This window comes from Demequina sp. (assembly GCF_016278775.1).
In the GTDB taxonomy this organism is placed as follows: Bacteria; Actinomycetota; Actinomycetes; order Actinomycetales; family Demequinaceae; genus Demequina.
This window is the reverse complement of the sequence record NZ_JADQBF010000048.1, coordinates 1-23,351: the sequence shown is the minus strand read 5'-3', so window position 1 is coordinate 23,351 and position 23,351 is coordinate 1. Positions and strand designations below refer to the sequence as shown.

28 protein-coding genes are annotated in these 23,351 nt (G+C 68.2%); 17 read left to right on the top strand and 11 right to left on the bottom strand.

The genetic code is table 11. The annotated features are described in order from the left end of the window. The 7 genes from QZZ33_RS06795 to QZZ33_RS06765 form a co-directional block, all read right to left on the bottom strand. Window positions 1-240: GNAT family N-acetyltransferase (locus tag QZZ33_RS06795; RefSeq protein WP_291379013.1), on the bottom strand; the 240-nt coding region annotated here is incomplete at its 3' end. Continuing rightward, window positions 237-920, bottom strand: coding sequence for a CE1759 family FMN reductase (locus QZZ33_RS06790; RefSeq protein ID WP_291379012.1), 684 nt, complete (start codon window positions 918-920; stop codon window positions 237-239). The genes QZZ33_RS06795 and QZZ33_RS06790, both read right to left, overlap by 4 nt. Continuing rightward, window positions 917-1,378 (bottom strand): MarR family transcriptional regulator, encoded by a 462-nt coding sequence (locus QZZ33_RS06785; RefSeq protein WP_291379011.1) that lies wholly within the window; start codon window positions 1,376-1,378, stop codon window positions 917-919. The genes QZZ33_RS06790 and QZZ33_RS06785 overlap by 4 nt, the downstream gene beginning before the upstream one ends. After that, on the bottom strand, window positions 1,378-2,565 hold the full coding sequence (locus tag QZZ33_RS06780) for an LLM class flavin-dependent oxidoreductase (RefSeq protein ID WP_291379010.1): 1,188 nt from the start codon (window positions 2,563-2,565) through the stop codon (window positions 1,378-1,380). The genes QZZ33_RS06785 and QZZ33_RS06780 overlap by 1 nt, the downstream gene beginning before the upstream one ends. 104 nt (window positions 2,566-2,669) lie before the next feature. After that, window positions 2,670-3,434 (bottom strand): fructosamine kinase family protein, encoded by a 765-nt coding sequence (locus QZZ33_RS06775; protein WP_291379009.1) that lies wholly within the window; start codon window positions 3,432-3,434, stop codon window positions 2,670-2,672. Between the two features lie 88 nt (window positions 3,435-3,522). Beyond that, on the bottom strand, window positions 3,523-4,764 hold the full coding sequence (locus QZZ33_RS06770) for an MFS transporter (protein ID WP_291379008.1): 1,242 nt from the start codon (window positions 4,762-4,764) through the stop codon (window positions 3,523-3,525). Next, window positions 4,761-7,052, bottom strand: coding sequence for a glycoside hydrolase family 3 N-terminal domain-containing protein (locus QZZ33_RS06765; protein ID WP_291379007.1), 2,292 nt, complete (start codon window positions 7,050-7,052; stop codon window positions 4,761-4,763). The genes QZZ33_RS06770 and QZZ33_RS06765 overlap by 4 nt, the downstream gene beginning before the upstream one ends. Here QZZ33_RS06765 and QZZ33_RS06760 point away from each other — a divergent pair. Together QZZ33_RS06760 and QZZ33_RS06755 are read left to right on the top strand one after the other, a co-directional pair. Beyond that, the gene (locus QZZ33_RS06760) at window positions 7,051-7,665 is read left to right on the top strand and encodes a TetR/AcrR family transcriptional regulator (RefSeq protein ID WP_291379006.1); all 615 of its coding nucleotides are present in this window, start codon (window positions 7,051-7,053) and stop codon (window positions 7,663-7,665) included. The genes QZZ33_RS06765 and QZZ33_RS06760 overlap by 2 nt on opposite strands. 216 nt (window positions 7,666-7,881) lie before the next feature. Further along, entirely contained in the window at window positions 7,882-8,454 is a 573-nt protein-coding gene (locus QZZ33_RS06755; protein WP_291379005.1) for a hypothetical protein, read from the top strand. A 73-nt stretch (window positions 8,455-8,527) separates the two neighbouring features. On the opposite strand, the gene QZZ33_RS06750 is transcribed toward QZZ33_RS06755, so the two are convergent. From QZZ33_RS06750 to QZZ33_RS06740, 3 genes are read right to left on the bottom strand one after another with little or no spacing between them, the layout of a single operon-like run. After that, the gene (locus QZZ33_RS06750; protein ID WP_291379004.1) at window positions 8,528-9,328 is read right to left on the bottom strand and encodes an SGNH/GDSL hydrolase family protein; all 801 of its coding nucleotides are present in this window, start codon (window positions 9,326-9,328) and stop codon (window positions 8,528-8,530) included. After that, window positions 9,328-10,482 carry a glycosyltransferase gene (locus QZZ33_RS06745; RefSeq protein ID WP_291379003.1) on the bottom strand — a complete coding sequence of 385 codons (1,155 nt, stop codon included), beginning with the start codon at window positions 10,480-10,482 and terminating at the stop codon, window positions 9,328-9,330. Before QZZ33_RS06745 ends, QZZ33_RS06750 begins: the two co-directional genes overlap by 1 nt. After that, window positions 10,482-11,711 carry a glycosyltransferase family 1 protein gene (locus tag QZZ33_RS06740; RefSeq protein WP_291379002.1) on the bottom strand — a complete coding sequence of 410 codons (1,230 nt, stop codon included), beginning with the start codon at window positions 11,709-11,711 and terminating at the stop codon, window positions 10,482-10,484. Before QZZ33_RS06740 ends, QZZ33_RS06745 begins: the two co-directional genes overlap by 1 nt. Before the next feature lie 91 nt (window positions 11,712-11,802). Between QZZ33_RS06740 and QZZ33_RS06735 the strand changes: the two genes are divergently transcribed. The 15 genes from QZZ33_RS06735 to QZZ33_RS06665 all read left to right on the top strand — a co-directional run bounded on the left by QZZ33_RS06735 (window position 11,803) and on the right by QZZ33_RS06665 (window position 23,110). Continuing rightward, window positions 11,803-12,378 carry a copper resistance CopC family protein gene (locus QZZ33_RS06735; RefSeq protein ID WP_291379001.1) on the top strand — a complete coding sequence of 192 codons (576 nt, stop codon included), beginning with the start codon at window positions 11,803-11,805 and terminating at the stop codon, window positions 12,376-12,378. A gap of 40 nt (window positions 12,379-12,418) precedes the next feature. Further along, window positions 12,419-13,336, top strand: coding sequence for a hydroxymethylbilane synthase (gene hemC, locus QZZ33_RS06730; protein ID WP_291379000.1), 918 nt, complete (start codon window positions 12,419-12,421; stop codon window positions 13,334-13,336). Continuing rightward, window positions 13,333-14,106, top strand: a complete 774-nt coding sequence (locus QZZ33_RS06725) for a uroporphyrinogen-III synthase (RefSeq protein WP_291378999.1) — start codon at window positions 13,333-13,335, stop codon at window positions 14,104-14,106. Before hemC ends, QZZ33_RS06725 begins: the two co-directional genes overlap by 4 nt. Then, a complete protein-coding gene (gene hemB / locus QZZ33_RS06720) occupies window positions 14,103-15,086 on the top strand; it encodes a porphobilinogen synthase (protein WP_291378998.1) in 984 nt (327 codons plus the stop codon). Before QZZ33_RS06725 ends, hemB begins: the two co-directional genes overlap by 4 nt. Then, a complete protein-coding gene (locus QZZ33_RS06715; protein ID WP_366475750.1) occupies window positions 15,083-16,441 on the top strand; it encodes a glutamate-1-semialdehyde 2,1-aminomutase in 1,359 nt (452 codons plus the stop codon). Before hemB ends, QZZ33_RS06715 begins: the two co-directional genes overlap by 4 nt. Beyond that, window positions 16,438-17,658: a uroporphyrinogen-III C-methyltransferase gene (gene cobA / locus QZZ33_RS06710; protein WP_291378997.1), complete on the top strand. Its 1,221-nt coding sequence runs from the start codon at window positions 16,438-16,440 to the stop codon at window positions 17,656-17,658. Before QZZ33_RS06715 ends, cobA begins: the two co-directional genes overlap by 4 nt. Window positions 17,659-17,682: 24 nt before the next feature. Beyond that, window positions 17,683-18,387, top strand: coding sequence for a CbiX/SirB N-terminal domain-containing protein (locus QZZ33_RS06705; protein WP_291378996.1), 705 nt, complete (start codon window positions 17,683-17,685; stop codon window positions 18,385-18,387). Beyond that, the gene (locus QZZ33_RS06700) at window positions 18,374-19,093 is read left to right on the top strand and encodes a HesA/MoeB/ThiF family protein (RefSeq protein ID WP_291378995.1); all 720 of its coding nucleotides are present in this window, start codon (window positions 18,374-18,376) and stop codon (window positions 19,091-19,093) included. Before QZZ33_RS06705 ends, QZZ33_RS06700 begins: the two co-directional genes overlap by 14 nt. 2 nt (window positions 19,094-19,095) lie before the next feature. Further along, window positions 19,096-20,286 carry a gephyrin-like molybdotransferase Glp gene (gene glp / locus QZZ33_RS06695; protein WP_291378994.1) on the top strand — a complete coding sequence of 397 codons (1,191 nt, stop codon included), beginning with the start codon at window positions 19,096-19,098 and terminating at the stop codon, window positions 20,284-20,286. Beyond that, window positions 20,283-20,768, top strand: coding sequence for a cyclic pyranopterin monophosphate synthase MoaC (gene moaC, locus QZZ33_RS06690; RefSeq protein ID WP_291378993.1), 486 nt, complete (start codon window positions 20,283-20,285; stop codon window positions 20,766-20,768). Before glp ends, moaC begins: the two co-directional genes overlap by 4 nt. Further along, window positions 20,765-21,361 carry an NTP transferase domain-containing protein gene (locus tag QZZ33_RS06685; RefSeq protein ID WP_291378992.1) on the top strand — a complete coding sequence of 199 codons (597 nt, stop codon included), beginning with the start codon at window positions 20,765-20,767 and terminating at the stop codon, window positions 21,359-21,361. Before moaC ends, QZZ33_RS06685 begins: the two co-directional genes overlap by 4 nt. Beyond that, entirely contained in the window at window positions 21,358-21,615 is a 258-nt protein-coding gene (locus tag QZZ33_RS06680; RefSeq protein WP_291378991.1) for a DUF6457 domain-containing protein, read from the top strand. Before QZZ33_RS06685 ends, QZZ33_RS06680 begins: the two co-directional genes overlap by 4 nt. Next, window positions 21,612-21,848, top strand: a complete 237-nt coding sequence (locus QZZ33_RS06675; RefSeq protein WP_291378990.1) for a MoaD/ThiS family protein — start codon at window positions 21,612-21,614, stop codon at window positions 21,846-21,848. The genes QZZ33_RS06680 and QZZ33_RS06675 overlap by 4 nt, the downstream gene beginning before the upstream one ends. Window positions 21,849-21,876: 28 nt before the next feature. After that, on the top strand, window positions 21,877-22,095 hold the full coding sequence (locus QZZ33_RS06670; RefSeq protein ID WP_291378989.1) for a hypothetical protein: 219 nt from the start codon (window positions 21,877-21,879) through the stop codon (window positions 22,093-22,095). Window positions 22,096-22,243: 148 nt separating this feature from the next. Next, on the top strand, window positions 22,244-23,110 hold the full coding sequence (locus QZZ33_RS06665; RefSeq protein ID WP_291378988.1) for an AraC family transcriptional regulator: 867 nt from the start codon (window positions 22,244-22,246) through the stop codon (window positions 23,108-23,110). A 3-nt stretch (window positions 23,111-23,113) separates the two neighbouring features. On the opposite strand, the gene QZZ33_RS06660 is transcribed toward QZZ33_RS06665, so the two are convergent. After that, a partial coding sequence (locus QZZ33_RS06660; RefSeq protein WP_291378987.1) for a HigA family addiction module antitoxin occupies window positions 23,114-23,351 on the bottom strand: 238 nt, incomplete at its 5' end.

Below are 23,351 nucleotides of genomic sequence, written 5' to 3'. Positions count from 1 at the left end.
CTTCCGATCTAGCGGGATGATGATGCGATCTCTTGAGACGGCGTCCTCGAGGGCTTCCTTCGCGAGGTGGGAGGCGACTCCCTGGCCCTGGAAGGCGTCGAGCACCTCGGTGTGGACGAAGGCGATGTGGGTTTCCGACTGTTCGAATTGCGCGAAGCCAGCCTCGTCGCCGTCCACCGTCATGTCGTAGCGCCCGGAGGCGTCATTGCGGGCGACGGAGATCCTTCTGTGTTCGGTCATGGTGCTCCCTTCTTGGGTGCGGTGCCGCCGGTGGCCAGGCGCATCAGGTCCGACTCAAGATCGATACCCGTCTCCGTGCCGCCGGCTGATCCGAACTCGTGGCTGTAGTTCTGCCAGGACTCATCCCGCACCGCCTTGGCAAAACCGGACTCCATGAGCAGCACGAGTTCGAGCGCGGCCCTGTCGATACGGCCGGTGAGTGCCTTGTCTTGCCAGTCCTCCGTGGCGGCGAACAGGCTGGTCGGGACGGTCAGCGTGCGCAGGTAGGCGAACAGCGAGCGCATCTCTTCATCCACCACCAGCGCGTGGCGCGCGGTGCCTGCGGTCGCCGCGAGGATGACGGGCTTGCCAATCAGCAGGTCGTTGTCCAGCACCTGGAAGAACGAGGTGAAAAGCCCAGAGGCGCCCGCCTTGTACACGGGAGCGGCGGCGATGATGCCGTCGGCGTCCACCAGGGCCGCAATGGCGCGCTTGAAGCGCTCCCCAAGGTGCTGTGAAGACAGCGCGGCCGGAAGCTCAGGCAGCAGCTCGCGCAAGTCGATCACCGTGGTGGTGACCTCGCGGCCGCGCGCCTGGCCCAGCGCCCTGACGCGCGCCGCAGCACGGTCCGCCAGGAGCCTGGTGGACGACGGGTCCGAGACGCCAGCATTGACGACGACGAGGTTGAGGGGTGAGGTCATGACAGTTCCTCTTCCTTACGGTTCAGGAGCGCGGCAAGTGCCGCGAGGGTTGACATCTGGTCGGGGGTGAGGCGGGCGGCCATGGCGTCGGCGACGGAACGGGCGTGCGCCCTGCCCACGCGCCGCTGGACCGCGCTGCCCTCCTCAGTGAGCGAGAGCAAGGTGGCCCTCGCGTCGGCCGGGTCCGGCTGTCTGGCGAGCAGGCCGCGCTCCACCAACCGCTCCACCAAGCGCGAGAGCCCCGGCTGGCTGAGCATGAGGTGGCGGCCCAGTTCGCCCAGGCGCTGAGGCTTGGGGCACTTGGAGAGCGTGTAGAGCACGTCGTACTCGTGCAGCGAGACCTCGCACCACATGTCCTCGGCCGCGAACCGGCGCATGAGCGTGGTGTGGGCGCCCAGCAAGGCCTCCCATGCCTCGTTGGCCTGGCGCAAAGGGATGGCGGCGTCGACGGTGGTCATCACAGCGCCGGGTAGGACGCGGTGACCTCCGCGTCGGTGTCCTGGTAGGGCGAGGAGCCGGTGACGTTGTCACCCCTGTTGGCGTTGGGGCGCGGACGGCGAGGCTCGGCGTCGCCGTACTTGGCCTTGACGAGGCTCGCGTGCGTGGGGGCGTCAGCGGCTTCTGGGTCGCGGCGGTCTGCCAGCTCGCGGCGGAGCACCGGGACCACCTCGCCGCCGAGCAGTTCGAGCTGGTCGAGCACCATCTCGACCGGCATGCCCGCGTGATCGATGAGGAACATCTGGCGCTGGTAGTCGCCGAAGGTCTCTTGGAACGTGAGGGTCTTGTCGATGACCTCCTGAACCGAGCCGACGCTCAGGGGAGTTTGGTCGGAGAACTCCTCCATCGTCGGCCCGTGACCGTAGACCGGCGCCTCGTTGAAGTACGGCCGGAACTGAGACTTGGCCTCCTGAGAGGTCTTGCCAATGAACGCCTGGCCGCCGAGGCCGACAATCGCCTGCTTGGCGGTGCCGTGCCCGTAGTGCTCAAAGCGCTGACGGTAGAAGTCAATGAGGCGCTTGTAGTGGTCCTTGGGCCAGAAGATGTTGTTGGCAAAGTAGCCGTTGCCGTAGAAGGCCGCCTGCTCGGCGATCTCAGGGGTGCGGATCGAGCCGTGCCACACGAACGGCGGCACATCATCAAGCGGGCGCGGCGTGGACGTGAAGCCCTGGAGGGGTGTGCGGAAGCTGCCCTCCCAGTCGACGACGTCCTCTCGCCACAGGCGGTGCAGCAGGTTGTAGTTCTCGAGCGCGAGCGGCAGGCCCTGCCTGATGTCCTGGCCAAACCACGGGTAGACGGGCGCGGTGTTGCCGCGGCCCAGCATCAGGTCCATGCGGCCCTTGCTGAGGTGCTGGAGCATCGCGTACTCCTCGGCGATGCGCACAGGGTCGTTGGTGGTGATGAGCGTGGTCGACGTGGTGACGATGATGCGCTCGGTGAGTGCAGCGATGTGGGCCAGCAGGGTGGTGGGGGAGGACGAGAAGAAGGGCGGGTTGTGGTGCTCGCCGATCGCGAAGGCGTCGAGGCCAACATCTTCGGCCTTCACCGCGATCTTGACGATGTTGGCGATGCGCTCCGCCTCGGTGGGCGTGACGCCGCTGATGGGGTCGCGAGTGATGTCGCTGACGGACATGATGCCGAACTGCATGGGTGCCTCCTTGGCCGGGGAATCCTGAACGCTAAATACATGCGTATGCATCTTTCAACGCGGGTGATGCTCAGGTATTCCTTGGCTGTGCGGCGGGGCGATCCCTAGCCGGTGAGGCCGAGGGTCGCGCGGGCTGCCCGCGCGAGTTCGACGCCGTAGGAGCGGCCGTGCCCGGCGGCGTGCACCGCGAGGGGGTGGAGTTGGTGGAGCGGAATGCGCTCCTCCCACCCCGAACGTAGCGGGGCGACTGACTGGTAACCATTGATGATCTCGGCGAGGTGGGGTGCGCCGAAGAGGGCCAGCATCGCCAGATCCGTCTCCGCATGGCCGCCGTGTGCAGCGGGATCGATCATCACCACGCCTTGCGGTCCGAACAGCACGTTGCCGCCCCACAGGTCACCGTGAATGCGGGACGGCGGGGCGTCGTCGTCAAAGTGGCCCGCCGTCACGGCCTCGCACGCCTTCTGTACTGTCTGGAGCTCGGCCTCGGTGATGTTACCCGCCGCCACCGCCGCGTCGGCGAAGGGCAGAACGCGGCCCGTCGCGTAGAACTCGCCCCATGACTCGGACTCCACGCGCGGCATCTCGCGCCTGCCGATGAACAGCGGTCCATCCCAGCCGTCTGGTCCCGACCCGAAGGCTGGCGCGCCCGCCTTGTGGGTGGTGGCGAGGTCGCGGCCGAATTGGTGGGCGGCCCGCGCCGTTGGCTCGACGTGCTCGACGCGTTCGAGTTCGATGCGGCCTGCCGCGACGTCCACGACGGCCGCGACGGCGGCGCCCCCGGCATCGGCGAGCCAGCGGATGCCAGCCGCCTCCGCCTCAAAGAATCCCGGCGGCGCGTCGGCGCGTTGTTTGACGATGCTGTCCATCCCACCCATGGTGCCACTCAGTGGGCGTCGGGAGGGGCGTCCGGACTCGAAGGCGTCCGGCCGCCGACGCCGCCAAAAACCGTCACACCTAGTGCGCTGGCGTGATGACCGCCGGAGGGGAAACGTCGCGATGCCCACGCCCCGTAAGCGAGCCAGCGAGCAGCACCACTGCGACTCCAGCCACAGGGACCAGCAACAAGCCGACACGCAGGCTCGTGGCGTCGGCGATCACGCCCACGAGAGGCGGCCCCACAAGGAAGGACAGCCGCAGCGCCCAACTGACCAAGGTGATGCCCGTGCCAGGCTTGAGCCCGGGAATCTCGTCCGAGGCCGCGAAGGCGGCGGGGATGGTGGTCGCCACGCCAAGCCCGGCCGCGGCAAAGCCCACCAACGTGCCGGCGACAGTGGGCCAGGCGAGCGCGACGCCCATGCCCACCGCGGTAAGCGCCCCGCCCGCCCGCGCGACGGCCCTGTTTCCCCACCGGTCGACCAGCTTGTCGCCGATCAGGCGGCCCACAAAGTGAAGCGCCATGAGGCTCACGAGCGCGTAGCCAGCAAGCTTCTCGTCGACACCCAAGTCTTCTGCCATGTAGATCGAGGACCAGGTGATCGCCGCGTCCTCCGCCACCGCTCCCGCGATCGCAACGAGCCCAAGCATGACGAGCGTAATCGCGGCGGCACGGGGAATGCGGAACCTGCGCCGCGGCGCATCGTGCGCATGCTCGACCTCGTCACGATCGACGCCTGTCCCCGGCCCGAGCATCAACACACGAGCGAGCACCGCCATGCCAAGGAACAGCGCCGAGGACAGACCAAGGTGCATGCCGATGCTGAGTTTGAGGGCAATCGCCGCTCCACCGAGCAAGCCACCCAAAGCGGCGCCGAGCGACCACATGGCGTGAAGCCCATTGATGATCGACCGCCCCATTCGCCGCTGGACCCCCATGCCCTGGGCATTCTGCGCCACGTCGGTGTTCGCATCCAGTGCCCCGTTCACGAACAGGAGCGCCGCGAACAGCAACACCACAGGGGAGACCCCCGCGCCCCAGATCACGAAAGCCTGGATCGCGAGCGTGATGGTGGCGAGCCGCGCGGACCCGAATCGACGCAGCATCGTGCCCGACAAGAGGCCCAAAGTGATGCCGCCGAGCGAACCAAACGCCCACGCCACGCCAAAGCCGGTGTAACTGAGCTCCAGGTGCTCCTTGATCTCGGGCAGCCGCGGCACGATGTTGGCCAGCATGGCGCCGTTGGCAAGAAACAGGAGGCTGACGCCGATGCGCGCCTTGCGCAGGCGGGGCGTCTCGATGACGCGTTCTGCGGCGGTCATGAGGCGGTCACCTCGAACGGCCCAACCAACAGATCGGAGAGCCGGGAGGACGGCCCCACGAGCAACTCGAAGGCACCGGGTTCAACCACGCGCGCACCGTCGGAAGTCACGATCGAACACGAGGCGGTCGGCACTTCGAGATCCACCGTGGCGGCCTCGCCGGGCGCGACCGTGACGTGGGCAAAGGACTTGAGCTCTCGATCAGCCCAGGTAGCGGAGGTATTCACGTCTCGAACATAGACCTGCACCGTCTCGATCGCCGCACGGCTTCCCGTGTTGGCCACGGTCACCCGGGCGCGCACCGTGTCGCTTGCGCTCAGCGTCGGCATCAGTACCTCAAGGTCGCGGTACTCGACCGTGGAGTAGCCCAGGCCGTCGCCGAACACCCACGCGGGCTCTTGAGTGAGGTCTGCGTAGCGGTGCCCGTGCTGTGCGTCGATCTGGTTGTAGTACGTGGGCTGCTGGCCCACATGGCGCGGCCACGAGATCGGCAGACGGCCGCTCGGCTCGAACTCGCCGAACAGGAGCTCGGCAACGGCCTGGCCGCCCACCATCCCTGGATTGGCCGCCCACACGACGGCAGCGGCGCGATCGGCCGACGGCGGCAACACGTGGGGTTTGGAGGCGAGCACCACCAGAATCACAGGGACGCCCGTGTCAAGCAGCGCGTCGAGAAGAGCCACCTGACCGCCGAGCAACTCGAGCGTCGCGGTGGAGCGACCCTCGCCCACCAACTCAATGCGGTCTCCCAAGACCGCCACCACTACGTCAGCGCCACGAGCGGCCTCGACGGCCTCGGCAATCATCGCGGGATCGGCGGCGACGGGCATCGCGATGTCTGGCCGCGGTTGCCCGTCTGGGAAGAACTCGCCCACCGGGTCCGGTCCTGTCGTGATGATCTCGGCGCCCTTCGCGTACGCGACCTCGCAGCCATCGGAGGCGAGTGCGCGCAGGCCGTCGAGCACCGTGGTGATGGCATCGGGGTCGTGACCGGTGGTGAGCCAGTGCGCCTGCCCCGAATTGCCGGCCCAGTCTCCCAATTGGGTGTCAGCATCGTCCGCGTTGGGCCCCACCACAGCGATCTTCCGGACGCTCTGGCGAAGAGGGAGCAACCCGTCGTTGCGCAGCAACACCAGCGAGCGGCGCGCGGCCTCGAGGTTGAGCGCTGTGTGGGCAGGCTGCGCGATCACGGCTCGCTGGCGTTCAGGATCGGGAAGCCGGGGGTTCTCGAACAGTCCCAGGTCGAACTTGAGGGTGAGGATACGTCCCACCGCCTGGTCGATGAGCTGCTCATCGAGGAGACCCTGCGCGACGGCCTGCTGTGCGCCCTCAAAGAACGCCGGGGTGGTCATGATCATGTCGTTGCCAGCACGGACGGCCGCCGCGGCGGCGTGAGCGTAGTCGGGGAACAACCGCTGCTCGCGTACCAGGTTGCCCACGTTGTCCCAGTCAGTGATGAGCATGCCCTTGTAGCCCCATTCCTCACGGAGCACGTCCCCCAGCAGCCACTTGTTGATCGTGATAGGCACGCCGTCGATCCCCTGATAGCCCAGCATGAAGGTGGCGCAGCCCTCGCGCGCGACCTTCTCAAAGGGAGACAAGAACCACGAGCGCAACTTCCGCTGTGAGATGTCGGCTTCGGAGGCGTCGCGGCCACCCTGGGTCTCCGAGTACCCGGCAAAGTGCTTGGCGGTCGCCAGGATCGCCGTGGGGTCGCCAAGTCCGTCGCCTTGATAGCCGCGCATCATCGCTGCAGCAAGTTCGCCGATGAGGTATGGGTCTTCGCCAAAGGTCTCGCTCACTCGTCCCCAGCGCAGGTCGCGACTGATGCACAGCACGGGGGAGAAGGTCCAGTGCACGCCGGTCGGGGCGACCTCCACGGCGGTCGCGCGGCCGATGCGTTCCAAGAGGTCGGCGTCGAAGCTCGCGGCGAGGCCCAATTGGGTCGGGTAGATGGTGGCGCCCTTGAAGAACGAGTGCCCGTGAATGCAATCCTCACCGATCAGGATCGGGATGCGCAGCCGTGTCTTCTTGGCGAGTTCGCCCGCTGCGACAAGGTTGGCGGGGGACATGTGCAGCATGGACCCCACGTGGAAGTCGCGGATGGGAGACTCGACGCCGTCGTTGGCGTGCAACTGCATCATCTGACCCACCTTTTCCGGGAGGGTCATGCGAGACACGAGGTCGGCGACGCGTGCGGACGTGGGAAGGGCTGGATCGAGATAGGGCGCGGTGTTCACGTCACTTTTTCTACCATGTGGTAGAAAAGTTAGCAAGGAGGCGGCCATGACAATCGACGGACGCGCGCTCAGGGGCGACACCACGAGGCAAGTGGTGCTCGACACCGCTCTCGAAATGTTCGCCAAGCAGGGGTACCGGGCGACGTCGGTGCGCGACATTGCCGCCCGCTCCGGCATCACCCATCCCGGTCTGCTCTATCACTTCCCGACCAAGCAGGCGCTCCTGATGGCGGCGCTGAAACGACGCGACGAGGTGGATTGCATCGAGGAGGACGACGGCGTGGTTGAGTTCGCTGACCTGGACGGGCGGGCCCTGCTCGCGCACCTCGTGGCCGGGGCCGCCAAGAACGCGACCAAGCGCGGCCTCGTCGAGCTCTTCGCCAGCCTGTCGGTCGAGGCGACCGCTCCTGACCATCCCGCCCACGAGTACTTTGTGGACCGCTACGCCTCGCTACGCGCGACCCTTGTCAGGGGCCTGGAAGAGCTCGATGCCGCGGGCCAACTGCGCCCAGGCGTGGTGCCCGCTGTGACGGCGGCGCACCTCATCGCGCTGATGGACGGATTGCAGATCCAATGGTTGCTTGACCCTCAGACCGACATGGCTGGGGCCCTCGCGGGCTACGTCAATGGCCTGCTCGTGCACCCTTTCGACGCCGGGTAGGGGCGTGGGGCTAGACGCGCAGGGGCGCCCGCAACACCCGCGCAAGCGGATTTGCGCCGCCCAAGGCACAGGAATACACGAACTATCAGGAGCGTTACACGACTACACGGCACATAGGGCCGGAGGTCCTGGGTCCCGGGACCGGGACCGTCCTACAGTCTGTAGTGAGCGCCGATACGCGTTCAGGTCCCCCACGACCTCGGATAGGAGAAAATCATGGCAACGACCACAAGCGACAGCGACGTCTCGACAGCCACAGAGTCCAAGCTGGGCTGGGTATTCCTCAGCCTCACTCGCATTTCCCTCGGCTTCGTCTTCCTCTGGGCGTTCTTCGACAAGCTGTTGGCACTCGGCTATTCCACAGGACGGGATGGCGAGACCGGCAAGGTCGACTACTTCGGCGATGCAGCCTGGATCAGCGGCGGGCACGTCACCGAGGGCTACCTCACCTACGGAAGCAACCCTGACGGCCCGTTCCACGACCTCTTCGTAGACATGGGCTCCCAGCGTTGGACCGACTGGCTCTTCATGCTCGGCTTGCTCGGCATCGGCGCGGCACTCATGCTCGGCATCGGCACCAAGATCGCAGCCTGGTCCGGCGCCGCCATGATGGTGTTCATGTTCCTGTCGGCAATTCCGCTCGACAACAACCCCATCATCGACGACCACATCGTCTACGCGCTTGCCGGCATCGGCATCGTGTATGTCGAACTCAGGCGTCAGTCCATTGGCCTTGGTGGCTGGTGGCGCAACGTCGATCTGGTCAAGAAGAACGGCTGGCTCGTCTAGCAGTTCGCAGTCGACTAGTTCGCAGTCGAAGGGCCGGTGCGCACAAGCGCCCGGCCCTTCGCCATGCGTGGACTCAGGCGGGGACGGCGCGCTGCGTCTTGGACCGCCGGTCCTCAAGAAGCTCGTGGGTGACCACGCGCGCCATCTGCGGGAGCAGGTCCCTCGAACGCTTGGCGACCCATGGCACCCCGTTGCGGGTCATCCACCAGGCACGCGAGATCAGCGACGGAGCAGGCCCGGCGGCACCAATGGGCGCCGCTTGCACGTAGCGGTGCGAGACCCGCTGCAACGCGGCGGCAGTGAGCGCGCGGTGGCCCTCCGGAGAGGGGTGGATGCGATCGACATGCCAGGCGACGTCGCCCAGGCGGCCAAACACCTCTGCTCCGTCGATCAGATGCACACGAGTGCCAGCCACGGCGGCCTCGATCGCCCCGTTGGCCTGACCAATGCGTCGCCCCATCACGGTGGAGACTCGGCGGCCTAGTACTGAGAACGCGTCGATCCGGTCGAGGCTGATCATCACGATCTCTCGGCCCGGCCGCTCTAGGCGCTCCAGGGCGTCCCTCAGGTGCGCGGTGATCTCCGCGGGGCAGAAGTCCCCGCGCAGCACGTCGTTTCCTCCCACGGTCAAGAGCACAATGTCTGGGCGCGTCATGAGCGCCGACGGAACCTGGGTGAGGCCCAGGTCACGCGCACGGGTGCCGTTGGCGGCCAGATTGACGTACTCCGACGCCCCTACGGCGTGCGCGAGGTGCGCCGCCCAACCCGCCCCGACACCTCCCACCGGGGAGTCACCAATGCCCAATGTGACCGAGTCTCCGAGTGCCACAACCCGCGGGCCCCGTCCGGACCGCTCAGTAGCGTGGCTCGTCATCAGTTCCTCCCGGGGTCCCGTTCCTGCTGGGTGGCGGCTAGGGCTGCTTCGTGGAGTGCGAGCATGCGGTCGACCGTCGCGGACCACGGCATCGTCTCGGCGCGGGCGCGTGAGGCCTTCCGGCGACTTCGAGGTTCTCTGGCGAGTATCGCCTCAATGGCCTCCGCAAATGCCTCTGGGGTGCCGTCCGCGGCTTGGCCAGCATCGCCCACCACCTCGGGAAGGGCAGAGGCCGCGTTGACGACGGCGGGAGTGCCCGACGCGAGCGCCTCCAGTGCCGCCAAGCCGAAAGTCTCGATCGGGCCTGGGGCGACCACAGCGTCGGCGCTGGCAAGAAGCCTCGCGAAGAGCTCGCTGTCGGACACGAACCCGAGGAACGTGATGGGGAGGCCCTCTGCCAGCTCCTGCATCTGCGGCGCGATGTTCCCCGTGCCGGCACTCACCAGGTGGACGGAGCGCCCGCGCTCCGTGAGTAGGCGCACCGCCTCGATCGCGAGCTCCGGGCGCTTCTCCGTTGACAATCGGGACGCCATCAAGATCAGGAACTCGGCCCCCTCGGCGTACCGCGCGTGCACGTCCGCGCTCGCGTTGCGCGGGTGGAAGCGGTCAAGATCCACGCCCAGCGGCACCTTGACGGACTCGAGCCCTGCGCGCGTGAACTCTGCGCGCGCGTACTCGGTGGTGCACACCACGGTGGTGAAGCGTCGGTGGGTTCCCTTGTTGTGCCAGTCGGCCATGCCTTCCACGGGGAGCCGCTTGTCGAGCCACGAGGGGAGGTTTGCGTGCATGATGCCGTCGGCCCGCTCGTGGGCGAAGAACGCGGAAGGGATGCCGCGTGAGGACGCCCACCCGCCGAGCGACCGCAATGTGGTGCGGTCGGAGACCTCGAGCACGTCAGGGGCAAAGCCGGTGAGGATGCCGCGCACTTCGCGAGTACGCATGATGACGCGGTAGCCGCCAGAGAGCGGCACCGTGGGGGATTTCACGGTGACGCGGCGACCATACGGGGTCTCTTCGTCGGCGTCTGTGGGCCCAGGGACCACCAACAACATCTCGTGACCCCGCTCCTGATAGCCCGCGCCGAGAGCATGCATGGCAGTGCGCAGGCCCCCTGACGTTGGCCCGTAGAAGTTGGCGATGTGGGCTATGCGCATCAGGTGTTGCCCTTCGCACGGGCATTGCGTGCCTTCGCCGATGCCACCTCGCCAGGGCGCCAGATCAGACCGCGCAGGGCCTTGTCGACGTCGGCAGTAAGCGCGGGACGGTCGCTGTGGATCCTTGTCGCCTCGGCGTAGTAGTCCATGAGGCTGTCGCACACCTTCTCCCACGTGCGGCCCTCGACAGACATGCGGCAGTGAGCGGAGAACCGCTCCCGAAGCTCAGCGTCGTTCGCCAAGGTGGACACATAGCCCACGAGCTCGTCGAGCATTCCAGGCGTGTACAGAAAGCCCGTCTCACCGTGGTCGACAAGGTCGATGGGCCCGCCTCGGCGAGGAGCCACCACCGGCACTCCCGATGCGAGCGCCTCTTGGATGGTCTGACAGAACGTCTCCACCTCGCCGCAGTGCACAAAGATGTCGAAACTCGCGACCGTTTCCGCGAGGTCCTCGCCCGTGAGAAAGCCGGTGAAGTGGGCGTCGGGAAGGAGCGTGCGTAGCTTCTCGTGAGAGGGACCTTCGCCCACAATGACGACGCTGATGCCGTCGACGCTCGCGAGCCTGGCCAGATCTTCCACGCGCTTTTCCGCCGCGAGGCGGCCCACGTAGCCCACCACCACTTCTCCCTTGGGGGCCCACTCCTTGCGCCGTTCGGCCGAGCGCTTGGACGGGTGGAAGCGCGCGGCGTCCACACCGCGGGGCCACAGGCGCAGCCGCGGAACACCAAGCTGCTCCAGTTGCCGCATCGCGTAGGTCGATGGGGCGAGCGTGAGGTCGGCGCGTTCGTGAATGTTGAGCACCCTGTTCCACAGGATGCCCTCGCCCCATGCCAGGTGATAGCGGTCCGCGTAGCTGGGAATCTCCGTCTGGTATACCGCCACGCTCGGCAGATCCAACTCATTCGCGGCACGTACGGCCGTCCACCCCAGAGTGAACGGCGAGGCGAGGTGGACGATGTCCGGCTCGTACTCCTCGAGCACCCTGGAGATCTTGCCGACCCCGCTGAGGGCCACCCGCACGTCCCGATACCCTGGCCAGCCCATTGCGGGCAGGCGGGTAATGGAGGCGATCCCGTAGCGCACGGGACCCTCGCTGCCCTTGGATTCAGGCGCGATCACCATGGCCTCGTCGCCGCGAGTGGTGAGGTGATCGATGACGCGAAGCAGCGAGTTCGTCACGCCGTTGGAGTGCGGCAGGAACGACTCGGCTACCAAAGCGACTTTCACGCCCTCATTGTGACCTACCTGGGGCTCCGACGTGGGGAGTACCGCAATGGCGAAGATGAAGGTTGGGTGACGAGTGGGTGACAATGGCGGCATGAGAACCCGCATCGCGGTCGCCTTGACGGCCCTGGTGAGTGCCGGTGTCGCGACGATGGTCGCGGCTCCAGCGTCCGCTCACACGTCCCTGATCGACGTGCAGCCGACCGAGGGCGACACGGTGCAGGAGGGCACCGTCGTGAGCCTCACCTTCTCTGACGACTTGCTCGACCTTGGCACCGAGATGATCGTGACAGATGCCGACGGCGACGCCGTTGCCTTGGAGGTGGAGCGCCCCGATCCCGCGACAGTGGCCGCGACGCTACCGGTGATGGAAGGCGGGCCAGTGACGGTGTCGTGGAGAGTCGTGGCAGCAGACGGGCACCCGATCGAGGGCACGCTGAGCTACGTTGCCGAGGCGGTGGCGGCCTCCGAGACTGCCCCTTCTCTGGCACCCGCGACCGCGTCCCCATCGGCGTCGGACGCAGCCACGGCGTCGGCGACGTCCCCTGCGGCGCCTGACCAGGGTGAGCCTTCTGAAAGCGGCGGCCTGAACTGGACCGTCTGGATCGCCGTGGCCGCCGCGATCTTCGCCGCCGCCGCGGTGGCGACCGCGGCCAAGAGACGCCGCTAGCGCGCGAAGCACGCCGCACCACCCGTGGGAACATGGGGGCATGGAATTGAGGCTCGGCACCAGGGGCAGCGCGTTGGCCAGGGCTCAGTCGCGCACGCTTGCCGACGCCCTCACCCGGTTGGCGCACGACCGCGGCCTCGACCTCTCGATCGAGCTTCACATCGTCACCACGAGTGGCGACCAATCGACCGAGTCCCTCGTGGGCTTGTCGCAGACGGGCGTGTTCGTTGCCGCCGTGCGTCAGGCGCTGCTCGACGGCGAGTGTGACCTGATCGTTCACTCTCTCAAGGACATGCCGGTGGCGGAGCATGACGGCATCGCGCTCGCCGCGCTGCCGTCGCGAGAGGACTCCCGCGACGCCCTGTGTTCTGGCGGCGTGGCGCTCGGTGATCTGCCCCAGGGCGCAAAGGTAGGAACGGGTTCCCCGCGCCGCAGCGCTCAATTGCTGGCGCTCCGGCCGGACCTCGAAATTGGTCCGCTGAGGGGAAACGTCGATACCCGTTTGGCCGCCGTGGGCGACCGTTACGACGCGGTGGTGCTCGCCGTGGCCGGGCTCAAGCGCGTGGGTCGGGCCGAGGCCATCAGCCACGTGTTTTCCTACCACGACATGCTCCCAGCGGCGGGACAAGGAGCGCTCGCGATCGAGACGCTCCCAAGCCTGGACCCCCAGGTGGCCGACGTGATCGCCTCGCTTGACCACGCGGCGACTCGTGCCGCTGTCACCGCGGAACGCGCGGCTCTTGGCGTGCTCGACGCCGGCTGCGCCGTGCCCGTGGGCGCCCACGCCTCGATTGAGGGCGACACCCTCACTTTGCACGTGCGCGCGATCCACCCCTCTGGCAGTCTGCAACTCAACGAGAAGGTGCGCGGGCCGGTTGCCCACGCGGCTTCGCTCGGTCGTTCAGCGGCGCACGCTTTGTTGGGGCGCGGGGCCGCGAGGCTCGTGGGTGCCTCATGACGGACTCCCTTCAAGGAATCCGGGTGGTGGTGCCCGTCACGAAGGGTCGACTAGACCTCGCAGACACGTTGCGCGGCCTTGGCGCGACCGTGATGGAGGGCGAGTTCATCGTCATCCAACCCACCGCGGATCCCCTCGCGTTGCGCGCCGCTGTCGGCAGGTGGTGCGACGGCGAATACGAGTGGATGGCCATCACGAGTCGCAACGCCCTGGGCGCTCTTCATGCAGCCGCCGAGACGTCGGGACGCACGCTGACGGCGCCGATGCCTCCAGCCAGCCTCGCCGTGGTGGGGGAAGCCACCGCGCGGGCCAGCGCCGACATCGGGCTTGAGGTGGCGCTGCGCCCCTCGCGCCAGCAGTCGGCCGGCGGGCTGGTGGCCGAGTTCCCTGAGGGCCGGGGGCGAGTGCTGGTCCCAGTGGGCAACCTGGCGGGAGACACGCTTGAGCGCGGGCTTGCTCGCAAGGGGTGGAGCGTCGACGCCGTCGAGGCATACCGGACAGTCGATGGGCCAGGCCTGGACGCCGACGCCGTCGCGGCGGTTGGCAGCGGCGCGGTCGATGCGGTGGTCCTCACGTCGGGGTCGGTCGCCAAGCGCTTCGCGGCGCAGTGTGCCACGGTGGCACAGAACGTCGCAATGATCGCGATGGGGCAGACCACCGCGTCGGCAGCGCGGGCCGAGGGACTCGACGTGGCGCTCGTGGCCGCTACCCCCGACTACGAGTCCGTGATCGCGGCCGTGCGCCGTGCCGTGGAAGGAGACAGGGCATGACGGACCACATCGATCGACCCCGGCGGTTGCGCTCAACGGCGGCCATGCGCCGCCTGGTGCGGGAGACGCGGCCACACGCCGCGCAATTGGTGCTCCCCGTGTTTGTGAGGGAGGGGCTCGCGGCCGCCAAGCCCATCGAGTCGATTCCCGGGGTGTCCCAGTTGCCCCTCGCGGACGTGCGTGGCGTGGTCGAGCAGGCAGTCTCCGCCGGGATCAGCGGCATCATGCTGTTCGCCGTCCCGGACGTGCGTGACGAGGAGGGCACCGCCGCTTGCGCCGAGGACGGGATTCTCAACGCCGCGATCCGCGAGGCCGCAGATGCCGCTCAGGGACGCATCGTCATCATGGCTGACCTCTGCCTCGACGAGTTCACGTCACACGGGCACTGCGGAGTGCTCGACTCGCGCGGGCAGGTGGACAACGACGCCACGCTCGCCGTTTACGAGCGGATGGCGGTGGCGCAGGCGGAGGCCGGCGCCCACGTGCTGGGGCTGAGCGGCATGATGGACGGCCAGGTGGCCGCCGTGCGAGGAGCGCTCGAGCGCTCCGGTCACCACGACGTGGTGGTGCTTGCCTACTCGGCCAAGTACGCGTCGGCGTTCTACGGGCCCTTCAGAGACGCGGTGGAATCGACCCTCGAAGGTGACCGCCGCACCTACCAAATGGACCCGGGCAACGCCCGCGAGGGCGTGCGCGAGGCGACACTGGATCTTGCTCAAGGCGCCGACATCGTGATGATCAAGCCGGCGCTGCCGTACCTCGACGTCGTGGCGGCAGTAGCTGCGGTTTCGCACGTGCCCGTCGCGGCGTACCACGTCTCTGGGGAGTACGCCCAGATCGAGGCGGCCGCCGCCAACGGTTGGATCGACCGCAAGGCCGCCCACCTCGAGGTGCTGACCTCGATGGTGCGAGCGGGCGCAGACATCGTGCTCACATACGCCGCGCTGGACTTGGCCGCGTGGCTGGGAGAGGAATCATGAGGTTCAATCGCCACGCTTTCGCGCGCACCATGAAGGCCGCGACGATGCGCACCGAAAGGGGCGCTCGCGGCTGGAGCGCACGTGCTGAGGACGTGCTGCCTGGCGGCGTGAACAGCCCCGTGCGCGCCTGGAACGGGGTGGGAGGCGATCCACTTCCCATCACGTCGGCCAGGGGCGCGACCATCACCGATGCCGCGAATCACACCCGCATCGACCTGGTGGGCTCCTGGGGAGCCGCTATCGCGGGTCACGCGCACCCGCACGTGGTCGCGGCGGTCACGAAGGCGGCCAAGAAGGGCCTCAGCTTTGGCGCCACCACGGAGGCGGAGGTGGAACTCGCGGAGGCCATCAGGGGCCGCATCGCCCCGGCCGCCAGGGTGCGCCTCGTCTCTACCGGTACCGAGGCCACCATGACGGCACTGCGCATCGCGCGCGCCGCGACCGGCCGCGACAAGGTGGTCAAGTTTGCTGGCTGCTACCACGGCCACGCTGACCCGTTCTTGGTGGCGGCAGGCTCCGGCCTCGCCACCGCGGGGGTGCCGGACAGCGCGGGCGTGACCGCCACCACGGCCGCAGACACGATCGTGATTCCCTACGGAGACGTCGACGCGCTGACGGCGGCGTTCGCCGAGCACGGCCAGACGATCGCCGCCGTCATCACGGAGGCGGCGCCAGCCAACATGGGAGTGGTGCGACCGCCGGACGGCTTCAACGCGCTGATTGCGTCGCTCGCGAGCAACGAGGGCGCTGTGTTCATCCTCGACGAGGTGTTGACGGGCTTCAGGGCGGGCCCGCACGGATGGTGGGGAGTCGAGCGCGACGAGGCCCTGCTGCGTGGCGACCGGCCATGGGAGCCGGACCTCATCACGTACGGCAAGGTCATCGGCGGGGGTCTGCCCGTGGCCGCGGTCGCTGGCCGAGCCGACCTCATGGACATGCTCGCGCCGGTGGGCGCGGTGTACCAAGCGGGAACGCTGTCGGGAAACCCCGTTGCGGTAGCGGCCGGGCTGGCGACGTTCGAGGTCATGGACGCCGATGCCTATGCCCGCCTTGCGATCGCGGCCGACGCCGTGCGGGAGGGGGTCAGCGAAGCCCTCACGGCCTCGAGAGTGACTCACGCGGTAGGGCGAGCAGGCACGTTGTTCTCGTTCTTCCTCGGACTGGACACGCCGCCCGCGTCGTTCGATCAGGTCGCCGCGCAGGACACTGCGGCCTACTCTTCGCTGTTCCATCACATGCGGGCTGCAGGGGTCGCGCTGCCGCCCAGCGCATTCGAGTCGTGGTTCGTTTCTGCAGCGCATGACGACCGCGTCACACGCCGAGTGGTCGACGCTGCGGGGTCCTGGCGCTCGTGACCTATCTGTTGGGGCTACACCTCGCCGGGAAGAGGGTGCTGGTGGCCGGCGCTGGCAGCGTCGGAACCAGGCGCGCCGTCGCCATGGCCCAAGAGGGAGCCCTCGTGGTGGTCGTCGCGCCAGAAGCCGACGGTGCCGTGCGCGCGGCTGCGTCACGCGGAGAGATGACGTGGCATCAGCGCACCGTGACACGCAGCGACATTGACGGGGTGTGGCTGGTGATGGCGGCGACGGACAACCCCACGGTGAACGCGGCGCTGGTGGAGTGGTCCGAGGAGGCGGGGGTGTGGAGCGTCAACGCCTCCGACGTATCGCGCAGCGCGGCACGGGTCGCGGCGCAGTCCCGGCACGGAGATCTGGCGCTCGGTGTGGTCTCGCTCGGGGAGGCCGATCCGCTGAGGGCGGTGCACGTGCGCGACGCCCTCGCCGCGCGCCTTGACGAGGGCGAGATCGACACCCGACACCGTCGCGCGAGGGACGGACGCGTGGTGCTCGTGGGATCGGGGCCGGGGGCAGACGACCTCATCACGGTGCGGGGCATGCGCGCGCTCGCGGAGGCAGACGTGGTGATCGCCGATCGCCTCGCCGCAACGGGACTGCTCGATCGCTTGCCTCCCGACGTCGAGATCATCGACGTGGGCAAGTCACGCGACAACCATCCCGTGCCCCAAGACCAGATCAACGACTTGCTGGTGGATCGTGCGCAAGCCGGCAAGTGCGTCGTGCGCCTCAAGGGAGGCGACCCGTTCGTGTTTGGGCGCGGAGGCGAGGAAGTCCACGCGTGTCTCGAGGCGGGGATCTCGGTCGAGGTGATACCAGGCGTGAGCTCCGCCCTCGGGCTGCCCGCGCTCGCAGGGATCCCCGTGACTCAGCGCTCCGTGGCGGCGACCGTCGTGATTACGTCTGGCCACGCGGGTCCCGATGCCACCGCGACCGCAGCGATGGCCGCGGGCGCCACGGTGGTGGCGCTCATGGCGGTGAGCCACCTGAACGAGTTTGTGACTGCTGGCCTTGAGGCGGGCGCCTCGCCAGACACGCCCGTCGCGATCATCGAAAGCGGCTCCATGCCCGGTGAGCGCATCACCCGCGCCACGCTGGCACGCGTAAGTCTTATTGCGGACGAAACGGGCGTGAAACCTCCCGCGGTTATCGTCATCGGAGACGTCGCACAACCGGGGCTCCTCGCGTCGGAGGTAGCCCGCACCGCACGCCCGTAGGGAGGTCCAGTGGGTGAAGACCGCATGACCCAGACCCCGATCCTCATTGGCTGTGCCCATGGGACCGCGTCCACAGAAGGCCAGGCCGTGGTGCGGCAGATCATCGAGGACGTGCGCGTTGCCATGCCGGACGTCGACGTGAGGGAGGCCTACGTCGACGTGCACGGGCCGTTCCTTGACGACGTCATCGCGGAGATTCCCGTGAGCGAGGAGGGGTTGACCGCCGTGGTGGTGCCGCTGCTGCTCGCCAGCGGCTATCACGTCTATCACGACATCGCGAAGGCGGTCGGGTCGCGCCCCGACGTGGTGAGCGCCGATGCTCTCGGTCCGGATTCGCGACTGGTGGACATCGTGCTTGATCGCCTGCGCGAGGCGCACGTCCCCGCCGAAGCCACCCTGGTGCTCGCGGCGGCAGGGTCCTCCGATCCCAGGTCCGCGGCCGATACGGAGGCTGCCGCAGAGATGCTGCGCGGGGCGTGGGGCGGCCCGGTGCGGGTGGGCTTCGCGGCGGGACATGAGCCCTCCGTCGCCGACGCGGTGGCCCAGGCACACGAGTTCGGCGAGGACGGCGTCGTGGCCGTCGCGTCGTTCTTGCTCGCACCGGGCGTGTTCCAGAAGCGACTGGGCGAGGCAGGCGCCGACTACGTGACCGGGCCGCTCGCGCCTCACCCCGACTTGGTGAGCATCGTCGCTGAGCGTTACGGTGCCCTCACCCATGGACAACACTGACCCCTACCTCAGACAGCGCGTTCTTCCCGGATTCGGTGATGCGGGACAGCGGGCGCTCGCCGACGCGCGCGTCGCGATTGTGGGAGTCGGCGGGCTTGGTTGTCCCGTGGCGTTGTACCTGGCCGCCGCCGGTGTGGGGCACCTGACGCTCATCGACTCTGACACCGTGGCGGACTCCAATCTGCATAGGCAGATCCTGTTCAGCCCGTCCGATGTAGGTCGCGCCAAGGTGGACGCGGCCGCCGCCAGGCTTGGAGCCATGGCTCCGCGCGTGAGCGTCGTCGCCGTGCAGTCGCGGCTCACTTCCGAGAACGCGGGGGAGGCCCTGACCGGCCACGACGTGATCGTCGACTCCACCGACACCTTTGCCTCGCGCCTCACCGTCGCCGACGCCGCCGCCGGGTTGGGCATTCCCGTCGCGTGGGGCGCGGTGCAGGGTTGGTTCGGGCAGGTCACCGTCTTTGACGGCGCGGTGGGGCTGCGCGACATCTTTCCCGTCGAGCCGCCGCCTGACTTTGGGGTCTGCGACGCTGGGGGCGTGCTGGGAACTCTTTGCGGTCAGGTGGGCACCGCGATGGCGACCGAAGCGGTGAAGCTCATCACCGGCATCGGCGTGCCTTTGAGCGGTGTGTTGTCGGTGATCGACTCGCGCGAAGGGCGCTGGCGCGATCTGGACGTGCGCCGCGCCGATGGGGCGGAGGGTTAGGCATGCGCACCGCCGACGAACACGCGCTGGCCGCGCTCGCACTTGCCCCTGCGCCCGTGTCCGTTGAACTGGAGCTGCGGGACGCGCTCGGCCACGTCACCGCAGCGCCGGTCACGGCGAGCGTCGACTCTCCGCCCTTTGACAACTCCGCGATGGACGGCTTCGCGGTGCAGTGGGCCGACGTGCACACCGCCACCGCCGACGCGCCGGTCACGCTCGCGCTCATGGGGGAGTCGCGTGCAGGCGTGCCCTTTGCGGAGACGCTGTTGCCTGGGCGTGCCATCCGCATCATGACGGGCGCGCCGATGCCAGCCGGTGCCGACACCGTGGTGCCGCTCGAGGTGACGTCTTCCGACGATCAGGCCGTGACCATTCGGGAGGTGCGTGCCGAGGGCGCGCACGTACGTAGGTGCGGGGAGGACGCGCGCACAGGGGACGAGGTGATCGGCAGCGGCGTCGAGCTCTCCGCCCGCCATCTCGCGGCCGCAGCCGCGGTGGGCGCCTCTCGCGTGTCCGTGTTCCGCAGCCCGCGCGTCGGCATCCTGTCCACCGGCGACGAACTCGCGCCGCTGGGCGCGACCTTGGCGCCTGGCCAGATCTACGAGTCCAACTCTGTCCTGCTGGGAGGGGCCGTGCGGCGCGCTGGCGGGGTTCCCGTGCTTCTGGGTCCCGTGGGAGACAGCGTGGCCGATGTGGTGGCCGCGATCGGGCGCGACGACGTTGACCTGATCGTCACGACTGGTGGCGTCAGCGTCGGCGCGTATGACGTGATCAAGGCGGCGCTCGCGGGCCTGGGCGTCGAGTTCATGACGGTCGCGATGCAGCCTGGCAAGCCGCAAGGCCTCGGCAGCGTGGACGGCGTGCCGCTGCTGTGCCTGCCGGGAAACCCGGTGTCGGTGGCGGTGTCCTTCGAGCTGTTTGTGCTGCCCGTCATCCGAGCGATGCGCGGGCTTCCGGGGCAACTGCCGTGGGCGTCGGCGACGGTGTCCGAAGGCTGGTCAAGTCCCGCCGGCCGCGAGCAGTTCATGCCGGTGCGCTGGGAGGCGGGCTCGGTGCAGCCAGCGACCGGCCGCGGGGCGGGCTCGCACCTGATGGCACGACTCGCTCTGGCCGAAGGGCTCGCGCGAGTTCCCGCCGACGTCACGGACGTACGCGTTGGCGATAGCCTCGAGTTCAGGAGGTTTGCCGGATGAGCGAGTTCACGCACCTTGACGATGCCGGCCATGCCCGCATGGTCGACGTCACCCAGAAGCAGCCAACGGTGCGCACCGCCACCGCGGAGGGTTTTGTCGAGTGCGCGCCCCACGTGGTGGAGGCTCTGAGGGACGGCTCGGTGCCCAAGGGCGACGTGCTCGCGGTGGCGCGCATCGCGGGCATCGCAGGAGCCAAGCGCACCCCTGAACTGTTGCCGCTCGCCCACGTGATTGGGGTGCACGGCGTCACGGTTGACCTGGAGATCGCCGACGCTGGGGTCGCCATCCGCGCCACCGTCAGCACGGCTGATCGCACGGGCGTGGAGATGGAGGCGCTCACCGCCGTGAGCGTGGCCGCGCTCAACGTGATCGACATGGTCAAGGGACTCGACAAGGCCACGAGCCTGCGCGACGTCCGCCTGGTCGCGAAGGACGGCGGCAAGTCTGGTGCTTGGCGCAGGGAAGATAGCGTCGGGTCGTGAGCCCTGAGATCCCACCGTTTGCCGCGGTCATCGTGGCCGGGGGAGCAGGCTCGCGCCTGTCTGGAGTGTCCAAGCCGGAGCTGAAGATCGCCGGCCGCACCCTGCTGGAGCGCACCCTGGACGCGTGCGAGGGCGCCTCCAACGTCGTCGTTGTGGGGGGCGAGCACTTGAGGCGCGAGGGGGCGCTGTGGGCGTGCGAGGACCCTCCTGGTTCTGGGCCCGCTGCGGGACTCGCCGCGGGGCTTGGCGCGCTCGACGCCGAGGGCGATCGGTCGCCGCTGGTGCTGGTGCTTGGCACCGACACCCCACGCGCGAGCGCCGTGGCCGGGGTCTTGCTCGAGCGGATGCGTGACGGCTGTCCTGAGGTGGACGGCGCGTGGCTGGTGGACTCGTCGGGAAAACCTCAGCCGCTCGTGGCCGTGTATCGGCGGGACGCGATCGTGAACCGTTGCGCCTCGCACGCTGCGCCGGGTGCCTCGCTGCGGCGAGTCACGGAGGGTCTGACCATGATTGCCGTGCCCGACGTTCACGACGCTTCCAGGGACGTGGATACTTGGGAGGACGTGGAGTACTGGGAAGGGAAGCTGTCATGAAGCAGGATCAACTCGAGGCTTGGGTGACGGCGCTGAGCCAGGAACTCGACATCGACGTGACGGGCCTCGACACGCAGGCCCTGCTGGACGTGGCGCGCGACGCCGCGCACTCCGTGATGCGCCCGGCGGCACCGCTCGCGACCTTCCTGGTGGGCTATGCCGCTGGCGCAGCAGGCACCGGCATGGCTGGCGTCGAGGAGGCCACTGCCAAGGCGTCGGCGTTGGCGCTCGCCTGGTCCCAGGGCGATGAATGAGGGTCACTGCCAGGCTGTTTGCTGCCGCGGCCGAGGCCGTGGGCGCCAACGAGGTGACGGTTGAGGCGAGCGACGTCGCTGGCCTGCGTGAGGTGCTGGGCGCCGCGAGCGACACCGCCGGGCCCGTGATTCGTCAGTGCGCCGTGCTGGACGGCGGCGTGCGCAGGGACGATACCTACGTGCTCGCCGAGGGCGCGACGGTTGACGTCATGCCGCCCTTCGCTGGGGGATGATCTCGCGGCGCGACGGTGTTCCAGAGTCATGGTGAACAAGCGAGTTGAGCAGGATGCAGCCCGCGCGGCGGTCGGGATTGGCGATGACCCGCGCGAGGCGATCGAAGCAGGCGTGCTCATGGCCAACGGCCGCCTCGCGGGTCGCCAGTTTGCGTCGCGCGCCGAGGCGGAGGCGTGGGCTCGGCCGGACCTGGGCGACCAGGTGGTGGAGTTCAACATCCTGTGTGAGTGCTCGTTCACCTCGTGACGAGCGCGGCATTCTCACAGCGATGGCCGCGGCTGGAGAGCGACCGAGTGTTCGTGGGCGAACGGGCGACGCAGGCGACTGAATCGGACCGCGATCATCGGGTGTGCCTCAACCGTGCAGAGCAGACTTGATCGCGATGGGAGGAACCATGATCGCCGAACTCAATCGCATGGTCGACGTGATCGAGGAGCGCCTCGAAGAAGAAATCGATGTGCCCTCGATCGCAACCAGTTTGGGGACCACGGAGTACCACCTGCGCCGCATGTTCTCGTCTCTGGCCGGCATGCCGTTGTCGGAGTACGTCAGGAGACGACGGATGACAGTGGCGGCGGCAGGCATCACCGCGGGCGACCACATGCTCGGAGTTGCTGTCCGGTTCGGATACGGCTCTGAAGAGGCGTTCGGAAGGGCATTCCGTGCTGTGCACGGCGTCAGTCCCGCTGACGTGCGACGCAACGGTGGCCCCCTCCTGTCACAACCGAAGATCAGGTTTCGCCTGACAGTTGAAGGGAGCAACACCATGAAGACGCGCATCGTCGAACGCCCTGCATTCCGCCTCGTCGGACACGCGGCGCGTGTGCCACTCGTCCACCGGGGCGTGAACCCGCACATCCAGGCGCACATCGCCGCGTTTCCAGCGGCGGAACACCAGCGCCTCAAGGGGCTGGGGGACACCGAGCCAACTGGCTTGCTCCAGGTCAGCGACGACGTCGATCCCGACTATGCCGAGGGCAGTGAACTCACGTACTTGCATGGCGTGGCGCTCGACGCGGCGACCGCGGCTCCGGAGGACCTTGACGTGATCGAGGTTCCGGAGGGTTCGTGGGCAGTGTTTCGCACATCGGGCCCCTATCCGGAGGCGTTGCAGGAAACGTGGGCCGCCACCGCCAGCGATTGGTTCCCGTCGAATCCGTGGCGGCTGCGACCCGGCCCGTCGATCGTGGCGGTCCTGGAACGCGCAGATGACTTCAGCACGGCAACTACAGAACTGTGGATGCCCGTCGAGCGGCAATAGAGGCTACGCGGCACCTAGGCCTAGCGGCTCAATGCGTTCCAGGTCGAGGCTCTGGCCAGCGACCCACAGGTCGTGCGCGTCCTGCATGGCACGCCAGCTTTCGGCGCTGCGACCAAGCGCCTTCGACAGTCGTAGTGCCATCTCTGGGCTCACGCGATTGCTGCCGTTGAGGACGCGGCTCAGCGTCGACGGCGCGACGCCGAGGTGCTTTGCGAGCGCTCGTCCGGTCACACCAAAGGGC

What these genes read in the sequence shown, in the direction of transcription:
- hemC (WP_291379000.1), top strand. Translation starts at nt 12,419, where the DNA reads ATGGAATTGAGGCTCGGCACCAGGGGCAGCGCGTTGGCCAGGGCTCAG.
- QZZ33_RS06700 (WP_291378995.1), top strand. Translation starts at nt 18,374, where the DNA reads ATGGACAACACTGACCCCTACCTCAGACAGCGCGTTCTTCCCGGATTC.
- QZZ33_RS06775 (WP_291379009.1), bottom strand. Translation starts at nt 3,434, where the DNA reads ATGGACAGCATCGTCAAACAACGCGCCGACGCGCCGCCGGGATTCTTT.
- QZZ33_RS06675 (WP_291378990.1), top strand. Translation starts at nt 21,612, where the DNA reads ATGAGGGTCACTGCCAGGCTGTTTGCTGCCGCGGCCGAGGCCGTGGGC.
- QZZ33_RS06745 (WP_291379003.1), bottom strand. Translation starts at nt 10,482, where the DNA reads ATGCGCATAGCCCACATCGCCAACTTCTACGGGCCAACGTCAGGGGGC.
- QZZ33_RS06760 (WP_291379006.1), top strand. Translation starts at nt 7,051, where the DNA reads ATGACAATCGACGGACGCGCGCTCAGGGGCGACACCACGAGGCAAGTG.
- QZZ33_RS06750 (WP_291379004.1), bottom strand. Translation starts at nt 9,328, where the DNA reads ATGACGAGCCACGCTACTGAGCGGTCCGGACGGGGCCCGCGGGTTGTG.
- QZZ33_RS06680 (WP_291378991.1), top strand. Translation starts at nt 21,358, where the DNA reads ATGAAGCAGGATCAACTCGAGGCTTGGGTGACGGCGCTGAGCCAGGAA.
- moaC (WP_291378993.1), top strand. Translation starts at nt 20,283, where the DNA reads ATGAGCGAGTTCACGCACCTTGACGATGCCGGCCATGCCCGCATGGTC.
- QZZ33_RS06790 (WP_291379012.1), bottom strand. Translation starts at nt 920, where the DNA reads ATGACCTCACCCCTCAACCTCGTCGTCGTCAATGCTGGCGTCTCGGAC.
- QZZ33_RS06665 (WP_291378988.1), top strand. Translation starts at nt 22,244, where the DNA reads ATGATCGCCGAACTCAATCGCATGGTCGACGTGATCGAGGAGCGCCTC.
- QZZ33_RS06735 (WP_291379001.1), top strand. Translation starts at nt 11,803, where the DNA reads ATGAGAACCCGCATCGCGGTCGCCTTGACGGCCCTGGTGAGTGCCGGT.
- QZZ33_RS06705 (WP_291378996.1), top strand. Translation starts at nt 17,683, where the DNA reads ATGACCCAGACCCCGATCCTCATTGGCTGTGCCCATGGGACCGCGTCC.
- QZZ33_RS06670 (WP_291378989.1), top strand. Translation starts at nt 21,877, where the DNA reads ATGGTGAACAAGCGAGTTGAGCAGGATGCAGCCCGCGCGGCGGTCGGG.
- QZZ33_RS06715 (WP_366475750.1), top strand. Translation starts at nt 15,083, where the DNA reads ATGAGGTTCAATCGCCACGCTTTCGCGCGCACCATGAAGGCCGCGACG.
- QZZ33_RS06755 (WP_291379005.1), top strand. Translation starts at nt 7,882, where the DNA reads ATGGCAACGACCACAAGCGACAGCGACGTCTCGACAGCCACAGAGTCC.
- hemB (WP_291378998.1), top strand. Translation starts at nt 14,103, where the DNA reads ATGACGGACCACATCGATCGACCCCGGCGGTTGCGCTCAACGGCGGCC.
- QZZ33_RS06725 (WP_291378999.1), top strand. Translation starts at nt 13,333, where the DNA reads ATGACGGACTCCCTTCAAGGAATCCGGGTGGTGGTGCCCGTCACGAAG.
- QZZ33_RS06765 (WP_291379007.1), bottom strand. Translation starts at nt 7,052, where the DNA reads ATGGCCGCCTCCTTGCTAACTTTTCTACCACATGGTAGAAAAAGTGAC.
- QZZ33_RS06770 (WP_291379008.1), bottom strand. Translation starts at nt 4,764, where the DNA reads ATGACCGCCGCAGAACGCGTCATCGAGACGCCCCGCCTGCGCAAGGCG.
- QZZ33_RS06780 (WP_291379010.1), bottom strand. Translation starts at nt 2,565, where the DNA reads ATGCAGTTCGGCATCATGTCCGTCAGCGACATCACTCGCGACCCCATC.
- QZZ33_RS06785 (WP_291379011.1), bottom strand. Translation starts at nt 1,378, where the DNA reads ATGACCACCGTCGACGCCGCCATCCCTTTGCGCCAGGCCAACGAGGCA.
- glp (WP_291378994.1), top strand. Translation starts at nt 19,096, where the DNA reads ATGCGCACCGCCGACGAACACGCGCTGGCCGCGCTCGCACTTGCCCCT.